General features: G+C 62.9%; 12 protein-coding genes. 6 read left to right on the top strand and 6 right to left on the bottom strand.

Annotated elements, in window-relative coordinates; genetic code table 11:
• Both PG900_RS21990 and PG900_RS21995 read left to right on the top strand, forming a co-directional pair.
• Positions 1–194: hypothetical protein (locus PG900_RS21990; RefSeq protein ID WP_270832300.1), on the top strand; the 194-nt coding region annotated here is incomplete at its 5' end.
• Between the two features lie 89 nt (positions 195–283).
• Positions 284–823 carry a gamma carbonic anhydrase family protein gene (locus PG900_RS21995; protein WP_270832301.1) on the top strand — a complete coding sequence of 180 codons (540 nt, stop codon included), beginning with the start codon at positions 284–286 and terminating at the stop codon, positions 821–823.
• 79 nt (positions 824–902) lie between these two features.
• Here the strand turns inward: PG900_RS21995 and polA are convergent, their stop codons facing one another.
• Positions 903–3,656 (bottom strand): DNA polymerase I, encoded by a 2,754-nt coding sequence (gene polA / locus PG900_RS22000; RefSeq protein ID WP_139393492.1) that lies wholly within the window; start codon positions 3,654–3,656, stop codon positions 903–905.
• Between the two features lie 400 nt (positions 3,657–4,056).
• Between polA and elbB the strand changes: the two genes are divergently transcribed.
• Positions 4,057–4,707, top strand: a complete 651-nt coding sequence (elbB, locus tag PG900_RS22005; protein ID WP_257686198.1) for an isoprenoid biosynthesis glyoxalase ElbB — start codon at positions 4,057–4,059, stop codon at positions 4,705–4,707.
• Positions 4,708–4,779: 72 nt separating this feature from the next.
• Here elbB and PG900_RS22010 read toward each other — a convergent pair whose 3' ends face one another.
• The 4 genes from PG900_RS22010 to fieF form a co-directional block, all read right to left on the bottom strand.
• Positions 4,780–4,989: a cell division protein ZapB gene (locus PG900_RS22010; protein WP_016349028.1), complete on the bottom strand. Its 210-nt coding sequence runs from the start codon at positions 4,987–4,989 to the stop codon at positions 4,780–4,782.
• Positions 4,990–5,235: 246 nt separating this feature from the next.
• Positions 5,236–6,516, bottom strand: a complete 1,281-nt coding sequence (locus PG900_RS22015) for a hypothetical protein (protein WP_270832303.1) — start codon at positions 6,514–6,516, stop codon at positions 5,236–5,238.
• Between the two features lie 21 nt (positions 6,517–6,537).
• Positions 6,538–7,317, bottom strand: coding sequence for a serine O-acetyltransferase (cysE, locus tag PG900_RS22020; protein ID WP_011704210.1), 780 nt, complete (start codon positions 7,315–7,317; stop codon positions 6,538–6,540).
• An 8-nt stretch (positions 7,318–7,325) separates the two neighbouring features.
• Positions 7,326–8,237 (bottom strand): cation efflux pump FieF, encoded by a 912-nt coding sequence (gene fieF, locus PG900_RS22025; protein ID WP_016349026.1) that lies wholly within the window; start codon positions 8,235–8,237, stop codon positions 7,326–7,328.
• A gap of 86 nt (positions 8,238–8,323) precedes the next feature.
• Here fieF and PG900_RS22030 point away from each other — a divergent pair, with 86 nt between their 5' ends.
• The 3 genes from PG900_RS22030 (at position 8,324) to trmL (ending at position 10,910) form a co-directional block, all read left to right on the top strand.
• Positions 8,324–9,019 carry a response regulator gene (locus PG900_RS22030; protein WP_016349025.1) on the top strand — a complete coding sequence of 232 codons (696 nt, stop codon included), beginning with the start codon at positions 8,324–8,326 and terminating at the stop codon, positions 9,017–9,019.
• Positions 9,016–10,371 carry an ATP-binding protein gene (locus PG900_RS22035; RefSeq protein ID WP_226032707.1) on the top strand — a complete coding sequence of 452 codons (1,356 nt, stop codon included), beginning with the start codon at positions 9,016–9,018 and terminating at the stop codon, positions 10,369–10,371. Before PG900_RS22030 ends, PG900_RS22035 begins: the two co-directional genes overlap by 4 nt.
• Before the next feature lie 68 nt (positions 10,372–10,439).
• Positions 10,440–10,910 (top strand): tRNA (uridine(34)/cytosine(34)/5-carboxymethylaminomethyluridine(34)-2'-O)-methyltransferase TrmL, encoded by a 471-nt coding sequence (trmL, locus tag PG900_RS22040; protein ID WP_270802660.1) that lies wholly within the window; start codon positions 10,440–10,442, stop codon positions 10,908–10,910.
• A 28-nt stretch (positions 10,911–10,938) separates the two neighbouring features.
• Here the strand turns inward: trmL and dinF are convergent, their stop codons facing one another.
• Entirely contained in the window at positions 10,939–12,324 is a 1,386-nt protein-coding gene (gene dinF, locus PG900_RS22045) for an MATE family efflux transporter DinF (RefSeq protein WP_270802626.1), read from the bottom strand.
• Positions 12,325–12,332: the final 8 nt, after the last annotated feature.

Raw genomic sequence — 12,332 nt, forward strand, 5'->3', positions numbered from 1 at the left:
TTGGCTGCTGCGGGAGTGGCATTCTACTCAACCGCCTTCTCGAGTCAAGCCTTATTTTCAAAGGCTTTTCGAGGTTATCGACCTGGCTGTTTGCGTTGCCGCTTGCCGTGTCGATGGAGGCGCATTATAGGGAACGGATTCTTTCTGGCAACCCCTCATCGGCAATAAAATTGCAAAAAACTGCACTTTTTTAGTTATTCATATCCAAGCACAGCTTTTATACAAACTTATCCACAGAAACCGGTCTCGAATTGCTAGAATGGCCGAAAACAAGGAGGCCGAGATGGACTTGCGACTGAGACCTTACAAGGGAAAGCGCCCGCAATTGGGCAAACGGGTATATGTGGACCCCTGCGCCACCCTGGTGGGGGATATCCAGCTGGGTGACGATGCCAGTATCTGGCCCATGGTGGCAGCGCGGGGGGATGTGAACCATATCCGCATCGGTGCGCGCAGCAATATTCAGGACGGTACAGTGCTGCACCTGACCCGCAAGAGCGCCAGCAACCCCGGCGGCTATCCACTGCTGATCGGCGAGGATGTCACGGTCGGTCATAAAGCCATGCTGCACGGCTGCACCATCGGCAACCGGGTGCTGGTCGGCATGGGTACCATCCTGCTGGATGGGGTGATCGTTGAAGACGATGTGATGATCGGGGCGGGCAGCCTGGTGCCGCCAGGCAAGCGGCTCGAGGCAGGCTTTCTTTATATGGGCAATCCGGTCCAGCAGGCTCGTGCCCTCAAGCCGGCCGAGATCGCCTTCCTGAAGACCTCGGCCGACAACTATGTACTACTCAAGGACGAGTATCTGCAAGAGGCCTGACACCCCGCCACCACAAACAGGAAGCCCGGCATCATGCCGGGCTTCTCTTCTTATATAGCTATATGAGCGTCAGACAGGGTCAGTGGGCCTGATCCCAGTTGTCACCGGTACCCGCCTCCACCACCAGCGGCACATGCAGCTCGGCTGCGGCTGACATCTTCTCCTTGATGATGGCAATGTACTCCTCCAGCTTCTCTTCGCGGATCTCGAACACCAGTTCATCGTGCACCTGCATCAGCATGCGGATCGACTGGTCTTCAATTCCGCGGATCCAGCCATCCACGTTGATCATGGCCCGCTTGATGATGTCGGCGGCCGTACCCTGCATGGGGGCGTTGATGGCGGCCCGTTCAGCCGCCTTGCGCAGACCGGCATTGCGGGACTTGATATCCGGCAGATAGAGGCGACGGCCAAACAGAGTCTCGACATAACCCTGAGCATCCGCCTGCTGGCGGGTGCGCTCCATGTACTCCAGCACGCCCGGGTAGCGTTCGAAGTAGAGATCCATGTACTTCTGCGCTTCGGCACGACCGATCCCCAGTTGCTTGGCCAGACCGAAGGCACTCATGCCGTAGATGAGACCAAAGTTGATCGCCTTGGCACTGCGGCGCATGTCGCTGGTCACCGCCTCGAGCGCGACCCCGAACACCTCGGCGGCGGTCGCCTTGTGGATGTCCTTGCCCTCGGCGAAGGCGGTCAGCAACCCCTTGTCACCGGAGAGGTGCGCCATGATGCGCAGCTCGATCTGGGAGTAGTCCGCCGCCACCAGCTTGTAACCGGCGCACGGGATGAAGGCCTGCCGGATGCGGCGCCCCTGTTCGTTGCGTACCGGGATGTTCTGCAGGTTGGGATCGGTGGAGGAGAGCCGGCCGGTCGCCGCCACCGCCTGATGATAGGAGGTGTGCACCCGCCCGGTCTGCGGCTTGATCATCAGCGGCAGCTTGTCGGTGTAGGTGGACTTGAGCTTGGCCAGCCCACGGTGCTCCATCAGCAGTTGCGGCAGCTCATAGGTCTCCGCCAGCTCGGCCAGCACCTCTTCCGCAGTGGATGGGGCTCCCTTGGGAGTCTTTTTGATGATCGGCAGCCCCAGCTTGGTGAAGAGGATCTCCCCCAGCTGCTTGGGCGAGGAGAGGTTGAACTCCTGCCCGGCCAGCTCGTGAGCCTGTTTCTCCAGCTCTGCCAGACGCACTTCGATCTCCTGGCTCTGCTGGTGCAGCAGTTTGGGCTCGATGGTGGTACCGAGTCGCTCCATTCGCGCCAGCACCGGCAGCAGTGGCAGTTCGATCTCGCTGAATACTTTGGCGAGGCCCGGCTCGGCAGAGAGCTTGCCCCACAGCGCCTGATGCAGACGCAGGGTGATGTCGGCATCTTCCGCCGCGTAAGGAGCCGCCTGCTCCAGTTCAATCTGGTTGAAGGTAAGCTGCTTGACCCCCTTGCCGGCGATATCCTCGAACGAGATGGTCTCGGCGTTCAGATACCTGCGGGCCAGCGAATCCATGTCGTGGCGGCTGGCGGTGGAGTTGAGCACATAGGATTCGAGCATGGTGTCGTAGGCGATGCCCTGCAGCTCGATACCGTGATTGAGCAGCACGTTGCGATCGTACTTGAGGTTCTGCCCCACCTTGAGACGGGTCGGATCTTCCAGCAGCGGTTTGAGCTTGCCCAGCACCACGGCCTCGGTCAGCTGCACCGGCGCCCCCAGATAGTCGTGACCGAAGGGGACGTAGGCCGCCTTGCCCGGCTCGATGGCAAAGGAGACGCCCACGACGCGCGCTTCCATATAGTCGAGACTGGTGGTCTCGGTGTCGAAGGCAAACAACGGCGCCGCCTGCAGACGGGCCAGCCACTCGTCGAATTCGGCCTCGTCCAGGATGCAGCGATAGTCGGTCTCGATGGCGGCTACCGGGGCGGCACCTTCATCATCACTTTCGGCTTCGCTCTCCTCAGCGCCGCCGGATTCCAACTCTTTGATCAGGTTGCGCAGCTCGTACTCACGATAGACCGCCAGCAGAGCCTCTTTGTCGATGGGGCCGAGCTGCAGTTCTTCCAGGCTCTGTTCCAGCGCCACATCGGTCTTGATGGTGGCCAGCACATAGGAGAGGCGCACCTGCTCTTCCTGCTCGCGGAACTTGTCGGCGAACGCCTTGGAGCCACGGAAACCGAGCGCAGCCACCTTGTCGAGGTTGGCGGCGATCTCGTCGATGCTGCCGATCCCTTGCAGCAGGGCCAGTGCGGTCTTCTCGCCGACGCCGGTCATGCCGGGAATGTTATCCACCTTGTCCCCCATCAGGGCCAGGTAGTCGATGATGAGCTCGGGCGGTACGCCGAACTTCTCGATCACCCCTTCCCGATCGGTCTTCACGTCTTTCATAGTGTCGATCAGGGTGACATGGTCGGAGACCAGCTGCGCCATGTCCTTGTCGCCAGTGCTGATCAGCACCGGCAGCTGCTTCTCGGTCGCCTGGCGGGCCAGGGTGCCGATCACATCGTCAGCCTCCACCCCTTCCACCATCAGGAAGGGGAAGCCCATCGCCTTGATCATCTGATGGATAGGCGCGACCTGGCTGCGCAGATCGTCCGGCATGCTGGCCCGGTTGGCCTTGTATTCGGGATAGATGTCGTCGCGGAAGGTCTTGCCCTTGGCATCGAACACCACGGCCACGTGGCAGTCGGGGTACTGCTTGCGCAGGCTGCGCATCATGTTGGCCATGACACGGACGGCGCCGCTCGGCAAACCGGTCGAGGTGCGCAGATCGGCCTGCTGGGAGGCAAAGAAGGCGCGGTAAAGATATGAAGAGCCGTCGACCAGAATAAGGGGATTGCTAGGGGCCATGAAATCGTCCTGCCAGAGATAAACAGCCGCTAGGATGCCACAGGGCCCCCCTCACACCAAGGGGGGCAAAGACCCTGCCAGTGGATCCTCACAGGCCATCAATCTGTGGATAACTCTGTGCTCAAAAATGGGGGGCAGTATGAACCACAGTGATAAAACTGTGCACAAAAATATAAAAACCAATAAATAACAATTGGTTGCGCACTTAAAAACCGATCGCGAGACGACTTGAATGATCTCGATCAATGTGGAAAAAAATTTAAGGGAGTAAGTACGGCAGGATCCAAAACGAAACAATCCTAGCACAGCAAGATGACTTGACCAGCTGAGGACGAACGATAACCATACAAAAGTACAACAATCCATTCTGGCTCACATTTTCAACAACGAGGAGTCTGTCATGAAAAAAGTGGCCGTGATCTTGAGTGGCTGTGGCGTCTTTGACGGGGCCGAAATCCACGAGGCCGTCATCAGTCTGCTGGCGCTGGCCAGGCAGGGCGCAGCAGTCCAGTGCTTCGCTCCCAATGTTCCACAGCTCCATGTGATCAACCACCTGACCGGGGAAGTGAGTGAAGGCGAGCACCGCAACGTGCTGGTCGAAGCGGCCCGCCTCTGCCGCGGCCAGATAAGGGACGTGGCCGAGCTGGATGCGGCCGACTACGATGCCCTGCTGGTGCCGGGTGGCTTTGGCGCCGCCAAGAACCTGTGCGACTTCGCCATCAAGGGGGCCGAGTGCCAAATCCAGCCGGATGTACTGAAGGCGTGCCAGAGCTTCGCCAAGGCCGGCAAGCCGGCCGCCTACATCTGCATCGCACCGGCCATGATCCCGCTCATCTATGGCGCCGGCACCCTGGCCACCATAGGCCACGACGAGGGCACCGCCAACGCCATCGAGGCGATGGGAGGCAGCCACCTCAACTGCCCGGTCAACGAGTTCGTGGTGGATCAGGAGCGCAAGGTGATCTCCACCCCCGCCTACATGCTGGCCAACAACATAGTGGAAGCGGCGGACGGCATCGAGAAGACCGTCAAACAGCTGCTGGCACTCTGATTGCCAGACTGACCCAAACAAACGGGCCGCTCATGGAGCGGCCCGTTTTCAATTCTCGCGGATGGCGACGACTCAGATGCTTTCGCCCATCTGGTCCATCTTGCCCAGCAGGGCACGCAGACGCTCTTGCCAGGCGACGTGCTCGTTGCGCAGCTGATGGTTCTCGTCTTGCAGCTTGTTGTTCTGCTCTTTCAGCTCGTCCAGCTCCATCTTCAGCAGGGAGATGTTGTCGACGGCGGATTGTACTTTGGATTCGAGTTGCTCAAGGACTTCTAGTGACATATGCATACCTGTATGTTCAATTGCGATGCCCCACAGAGGGCGATTCAAGCGCGTGAAGCCAGCATACCCCGAGCCTATCGGCACAAACAAGCCGGTGCGCTGTAAAATGCGCCTTCCATGGATGTATTGCCTAAATATGCGTCTATTTTTCTCGCATCCTGCGCCCAAGCCACGGCCGGCCCCGCACAAGTCGCCACCTAGCCCCTGCGCAACCGCCCTGCACGCCCTTGCCGAGAGCCCGCATCATCAGGCGTGCAGGGCGATATAGGCCCCCAGCAGCAGACAGGCGACCCCGTACATCAGCAGGCCGTAGAGCAGGTTGCCGCGCAAAATCGCCCCGGCACTCAGGTTGTAGCGGGAGGCCAGCGCCAGGTTGGAGCCGGAGAGCGGACTGGTACCGGTGGCCAGCCCCCAGCCCAGCAGGAAGCACATGCCGAGCAGGCTGGGATCCGGCGAGAGCGGCCACAACAGTGGCGCCAATCCTGAGATGCTGATGAGCGGGTGCACCCCGACGATGGCCACCAGCAGGATCAGCAACAGGGTGAGCGAAGACTCCAGCCAGCCGAAATGATGGAAGAAGGGCAAGCCGTGGCCGCCACCCAGCTCGAGCACCGACAGCGCGCTGTTGATGCCGGCGGCCAGCAGGCCAGCCCCCAGAAACAGCACCAGTTGGCCGCCGATGGCGGGGAAGCGTTCCACCACCTGCCGCTTGAGGGCCGGGCCGCGCCCCGCGCTCGGCATGAAGGCAAAGGCCAACAGTGGTGCCACCAGGGCGATCACCGCCAGAATGCCGAGATCCGGCCAGCTCTGCTTGATCAGCAGTACCAGCAGGGCCAGTGCCACCGGCAGGCCCAGAGTCTGCAGCCGCAGCGGATAGCCGGCAAAGTCCGCCACCCCCAGCCGTTCCACCTGCCAGGCGGTCAGCCCCATCGCCAGCAGAGTCGCCACCACCCCGAACGGCAGGATGCGCGACAGCTGCAGGCCGGGCGCATAGGTGAGCGCCACCGCCATGGCGACGAAGAAAGGGGACCAGAAGGCCGCCGCGCAGAAGATCCGGCTCAGCACCAGCACCTGACGCCGCTCAAGGGTGCCGTTACGCTCCAGCCGATCGCCGATGATGAACAGCACCGAGAGGTTGATGACGGCCCCCAGCAGGTTGAGGCTGGCCATGGTGCTCCACAGCCCCTTGCGCCCTTGCCATGAGGTGGTGCCGGTCAAGAGGCCCGAGGTGGCGAGATTGAGGGTGCTCACCGCCGCAAACATGGTGAGCATGTTGATGTTGGGCAGCAGCCAGTCACCGGCGGTGAGGCTTGCTCCCCGCCAGCAGGAGAAGATCAGCAGTGCCAGCGCTGCCCCGTACAGGGCCAGCGCCTGGCGCCGCGCCGCCCCCACCAGCCAGGGCCAGGTGAGCAGCGAGGCCCCCCAGGCCGCGATGGCCGCCGGCCAGGGGGAGAATCCCAGATAGAGGTGCAGCAGATTGAGCAGCCACATCCCCAGGATCAGATAACCCGACCAGCGCTTGGCCATCAATGCACCTCGGTCAGGGGATCAGAGACACTGATCCATGTCCAGCGAAGGCTTGTCGCACTCCGGACGACCCACGATCTTGGCGGGTACGCCCGCCACCGTGGTGTGCGGCGGCACCGGGTTGATCACCACGCTGCCGGCGCCGATCTTGGCTCCCATGCCCACCTCGATGTTGCCGAGCACCTTGGCGCCCGCCCCTATCATCACCCCTTCCCGGATCTTGGGGTGGCGATCGCCGCTCTCCTTGCCGGTACCGCCCAGGGTAACGCTCTGCAGGATGGAGACATCGTCCTCGATCACCGCCGTCTCACCCACCACGATGCCGGTGGCATGGTCAAACATGATGCCCTTGCCGATACGGGCGGCCGGGTGCACGTCCACTCCGAACACCACCGAGATCTGGTTCTGCAGGTAGAGCGCCAGCGAGCGCCGCCCCTGGCGCCACAGCCAGTTGGCGACCCGGTAGCCCTGCAGGGCATGGAATCCCTTGAGGTAGAGCAGCGGGGTAGAGAAGAGATCGACCGCCGGGTCGCGCTCCTGCACCGCACAGATGTCGGCCGCCACGACAGCCAGCAGCTCGGGCTCGCTGCGCAGGGCCAGTTCGATCACCTCGCGCAGGGCGATGGCAGGCATGGTGGCACTGTCGAGCTTGTTTGCCAGCTGGAAGCTGAGGGCCGAACGCAGGTTCTTGTGATTGAGAATGGTGGAGTGGAAGAAGCTGGCCAGCATGGGCTCTTCGGTCGCCATGCTCGCCGCTTCTTGCTGAATTTTTTGCCAGGTTCTGGCAACCAGATCATCCATGTTGCAGCCTACTGTTGTTCTGAGGGAGTGCCTTGCTGTTCCTTGTGCACCACGGAGATGGGGTCCATATGAATGATGACATCCATGCGCTCGAACGCCTGACGAACCGCCAGTTCGGCTTCATCGGCAATCTGATGGGCCTTGACCAGAGGGAGCTGATCGTCCAGTTCCAGATGCAACTGCACGAAACGGGTCGGACCGGATTGGCGGGTGCGCAGATCATGCACCCCGTGTACACCTTCGACGTCACAGCAGAGGGCCATTATTCTCGCTTGTTCCTCGGCTGGCAACTGACGATCGAGCAGCGCCTGCACCGATTCATAGCCGATGTGCAGCGCCCCCCACAAGAGGAACAGCCCGATCAGGATGGCAAACAGGCCGTCGGCCCAGTACCAGCCCTGCCCCGCCAGCACCAGTGCCAGCAGCACGCCGCCGTTGAGCAGCAGGTCGGAGCGGTAGTGCAGCATGTCGGCCTTGATGGCCACGCTGTTGGTCTTGCGGATCACCAGGCTCTGGAAGCTGACCAGCAGCAGGGTGAGCACGATGGAGCCCCCACTGACCCACAGACCTGCTTCGAGCCGCTCCAGCGGCGCCTGCTTGAGCAGGGAGGAGATGCCGTGCATCACCAGCAGCAGGGCGGAACCGGAGATAAAGGCCGCCTGGATCAGCCCGGCCAGCGACTCCGCCTTGCCGTGGCCGAAGCGGTGTTCGTCATCGGCCGGTGACAGGGCATAGCGGATCGCCAGCAGGTTGATAATGGAGGCGCTCACGTCCATGAAGGAGTCGGTGAGGGAGGCCAGCAGGCTCGAGGAGTCGGTCATCAGCCAGGCGATCAGCTTGCCGGTGATCAGCAGGGTGGCGGTCGTGACGGCGGCCATGCTGGCCAGCGTCACCCAGCGGGAATATTGTTGATGGCTCAAAACCGGCTTTCCTCTTGCGGTTAAAAATCTATTATACCCTGACCCCGACGCCGGATTGGCGCGAAAAATCAGCGGAATGACTTCAGATGCACAAAATACTCCTGGTCGACGACGATCTCGAGCTGACCCAGTTGCTCACCGAAATTCTGACCCTGGAAGGCTTCCAGGTGACCGTCGCCGAGGATGGCGAAGAGGGCTTGCAACGGCTGGCCGAACAGCACTTCAACCTGGTGCTGCTGGACGTGATGATGCCCAAGCTCAACGGCTTCGCCATGCTGGCCCGACTGCGCAAGACCCACGACACCCCGGTGCTGATGCTGACCGCCCGTGGCGACAGCCAGGATCGGGTCAACGGGCTGGAGGCCGGGGCTGACGACTATCTCGCCAAGCCGTTCGACGATCGGGAGCTGCTGGCCCGGGTGCGCGCCATCTTGCGCCGTACCCAGGGCACCCAGCCCCAGCGCGGCGGCAGCTCGGAAGAGGTGCGCTTCATGGATCTGGTGCTGCAACCCGGCCTGCAACAGGCCAGCTGCCACGGCGAACTGCTGGAGCTGACCGCCACCGAATTCGGCCTGCTGGAGTGCCTGCTGCGCAACCCTGGCCAGATCGTCAGCAAGAGCCAGCTCTCCGAGCTGGTGCTCGGCAAGAAACTCGAGCCCTTCGATCGTGCCATCGACATGCACCTGAGCAACCTGCGCAAGAAGCTGCCTGAGCGCACCGATGGCCAACCCCGCTTCAAGACGGTGCGCGGCAGGGGCTATCTGTGGCTGGAACAGGCATGAGAACCGCCCGCACCTTCAACGGTCTCTCCACCCAGATCTTCCTCTGGTTCTGGTTCATGCTGTTGCTGGTGGTGGCCGCCGTGGTGATCCTGCCGACCCTGGATCCCCGCAACATCATTCCGCTGCCGGCCCACGAGATCACCCGCCTCAACAACAACCTAAAGGCACTGCAGAAGGGGGCCGACCCCAATCAGGATTTCGATCTGGCCCAAGCCATCGATGCCGCCGGCCTGCTGCCGGTCGACAACATCTATCTGCGCGATGCCAAGGGACAGATGCAGTCCAGCACCCGCCTGAGCAAGTTCGTGATCCGTTTCATGCTCGACTCGGACAACCCGGCCAAGCCCATGCTGGGCAGCGAGCACAAGCGGGCCATCGCCGGCCCCTTCCAGATGACGCATCACGGCCAGGTCTATCACATCTACTTCGGCCTCAACGTCGAGAACTCCTATCTGTTCCTGTTCATCCAGATCCTGGATCACCCGATCCAGATCCTCGGCATCGCCATGCTGGTCAGCACCCCGCTCTGTCTGCTGCTGGCCTGGCGGCTGACCCGCCCCATCCTGCAACTGCAGCAGTCGGTCTCCCAGCTGGCGGAGGGTAATCTGGAAGCGCAGATCCCCAACCTGGGACGGCGGGACGAGATCGGCCAGCTGGCGGATCACGTCAGCCACATGGTCGATACCCTCAAGAACATGATCCAGAAGCAGAAACAGCTGCTCTCCGACATCTCCCACGAGCTGCGCAGCCCGCTCACCCGCATTCAGCTGGCGCAGGCGCTGATCCGCCGCAAACAGGGGGACAGCAACGAGCTGGTACGGATCGAATCGGAGATCGGCCGGCTCGACAAGCTGATCGGCGACCTGCTCGACCTGTCGCGGGTACAGCAGCATGTGGAAGCGCCGGTGGTGATGCCGTTGGCCGAGCTGCTGGAGCCCATCCTGGACGACGCCATGTTCGAGGCCAACCAGAGCGGCAAGCAGCTCCGGCTGCCACCGCTGCCGGCTGAATCGCTGCGGATGTGGCCCGATCTGCTGGCTAGGGCACTGGAGAATCCACTGCGCAACGCGCTCAAATACGCCCGCGAGTTCATCAAGGTGGACTGGTATCGGGAGGGACTGGAGTGGGTGATGACCATACGCGACGACGGACCTGGCGTGCCGGTGGAGCAGCAGGCCCAGCTGTTCCTGCCCTTCTTTCGGGTGGATGATGCCCGCAACGCCAAGACCGGCGGCACCGGGCTGGGGCTGGCCATCGCCGCGGAGGCCATTGCGCGCCACGGCGGCACCATCCGCGCCAGCAGCAATCAACCGGCCGGGCTGACCATCACCATCCGCCTGCCCATCGGCTGAGCAGACTCTTTTCATCCGCACGGGCGCTGGGTATGCTGGCGCCCTTTTCGCCCCATCAGGACGCCGTCATGCTCGACATCGTGCTCTACCAACCGGAAATTCCGCCCAACACCGGCAACATCATCCGCCTCTGCGCCAACACCGGCTATCGACTGCACCTGATAGAGCCGCTGGGGTTTGAGTGGGATGACAAGCGGGTGAAGCGGGCGGGGCTCGACTACCACGAGTTTGCCGAGGTGAAGCGCTGGCCGAACTTCGAGGCCTTTATCGAGGCGGTGGCGCCGACGCGGGTATTCGCCTGTACCACCAAGGGGCGCACCGCCCATTCGGCGGTGCAGTTTGCCGCAGGTGATGCCCTGCTGTTCGGGCCCGAGAGCCGCGGCCTACCCATCGAGATCATCGAGAGCCTGCCGTTCGAGCAGCGGCTGCGCATCCCCATGCTGCCCCAGAGCCGCAGCATGAACCTCGCCAATGCGGTGGCGGTATTCGTCTACGAAAGCTGGCGCCAGCTGGGCTATGCCGGCTCGCTGCAGGAGTAAACCCGACAGCTCCAGGCAGGCGCTGACGTCAGGAAGACGTCTGCTGCGCCTCTCCCACCCCGTGGGCTGAGTGCAGCAACCGGCCATCGCGCTCCAGCTGCCAGCAGAGCCAGCCCAGCGTCAACCCACGCCCCGCCATCAGGGCCGCCATCGCGGCCCACAAGGCCGCCACGCCCCAACCCTGACAGAGCCACCAAACCGGGAAGAAGCCGCACAGTGCCGCCACCAGCATGCTGTTGCGCATCTCCCGCGCCCGGGTCGCCCCGATGAAGACCCCGTCCAGCAGGAAGCACCAGACCGCCAGCAGCGGCATGGCGATGAGCCAGGGCAGCTGCGCATTGGCGGCGGCGATCACCGCCGGCAGATCGGTGATGTGCGCGATCAGCCGGCTGCCGCCCACCGCAAACAACAGGCTGAACGTCAGGGCGATCAGCAGCGCCCAACCGAGATTGAGGACGATGGCCTCCCGCAACCCCTGCCGATCCCGCCGCCCGATGGCGCGGCCCACCATGGCCTCCACCGCGTAGGCGAAGCCGTCCAGCCCGTAGGAGATCAGCATCAGGAAGTTGAGCAGCACCGCATTGGCCGCCACCGCCACATCCCCCAGCCTGGCACCCTGCAGGGTCATGAAGGCGAAACAGAGTTGCAGGCAGAGGGAGCGGATGAAGATGTCCCGGTTCAGGGCCAGCAGTCGCAGCAGTGCGGGCCACTGGCGCCAGCGCTGCCAGGCACCCTGCCACGCCGATGCGGCCAGCCGGCGCAGGTGACGGCTCACCAGCCAGAGCCCCAATCCGAGCGCGCTGTAGTCCGCCAGCAGCGAGGCGGCGGCGACCCCCTTCACCTGCCAGCCCAGTCCCAGCACGAACCAGGCATCGAGCCCCATGTTGACCAGGTTGGTGAAGATCAGCAGCAGCATGGGGCTGCGCGCATCCTGCATGCCCAGCAGCCAGCCCATGATCACCAGGTTGCAGAGCGCCGCCGGAGCGCTCCAGACCCGCACCGAAACATACTCGGCGGCATAGTGCTGCACCTCGGCGGAGCCACCGCTGAGGGCAATAAGAGTGGGGATCAGCGGCAGCAACAGCAGCAGCAACACCACTCCCAGCCCGACGGCGAGCCCCAGCGCACGGGCCAGGGTGTCGAGCTGGCCGGCCGGGCTGCTGGCGCCATGAGCCTGGGCGGTCAGCCCCGTGGTGGACATCCGCAAGAAGCCGAGCAGCCAGAACAGCAGGTTGATGAGGGTGGCGCCGACCGACACGCCGCCGAGGAACCAGGCCTGACTGAGATGACCGATCACCCAGGTATCCACCAGCCCCAGCAGCGGAGTGGTGACATTGGAAAACACCATGGGCAGGGCCAGGGCAAACACGGCGCGGTGGCGCCGCCCGTCCCGCCACCAGACGGGGGTCAGCATGTCGCAGG

The sequence above is a fragment of the Aeromonas sp. QDB03 genome, from assembly GCF_027707985.1.
In the GTDB taxonomy this organism is placed as follows: Bacteria; Pseudomonadota; Gammaproteobacteria; order Enterobacterales; family Aeromonadaceae; genus Aeromonas; species Aeromonas hydrophila.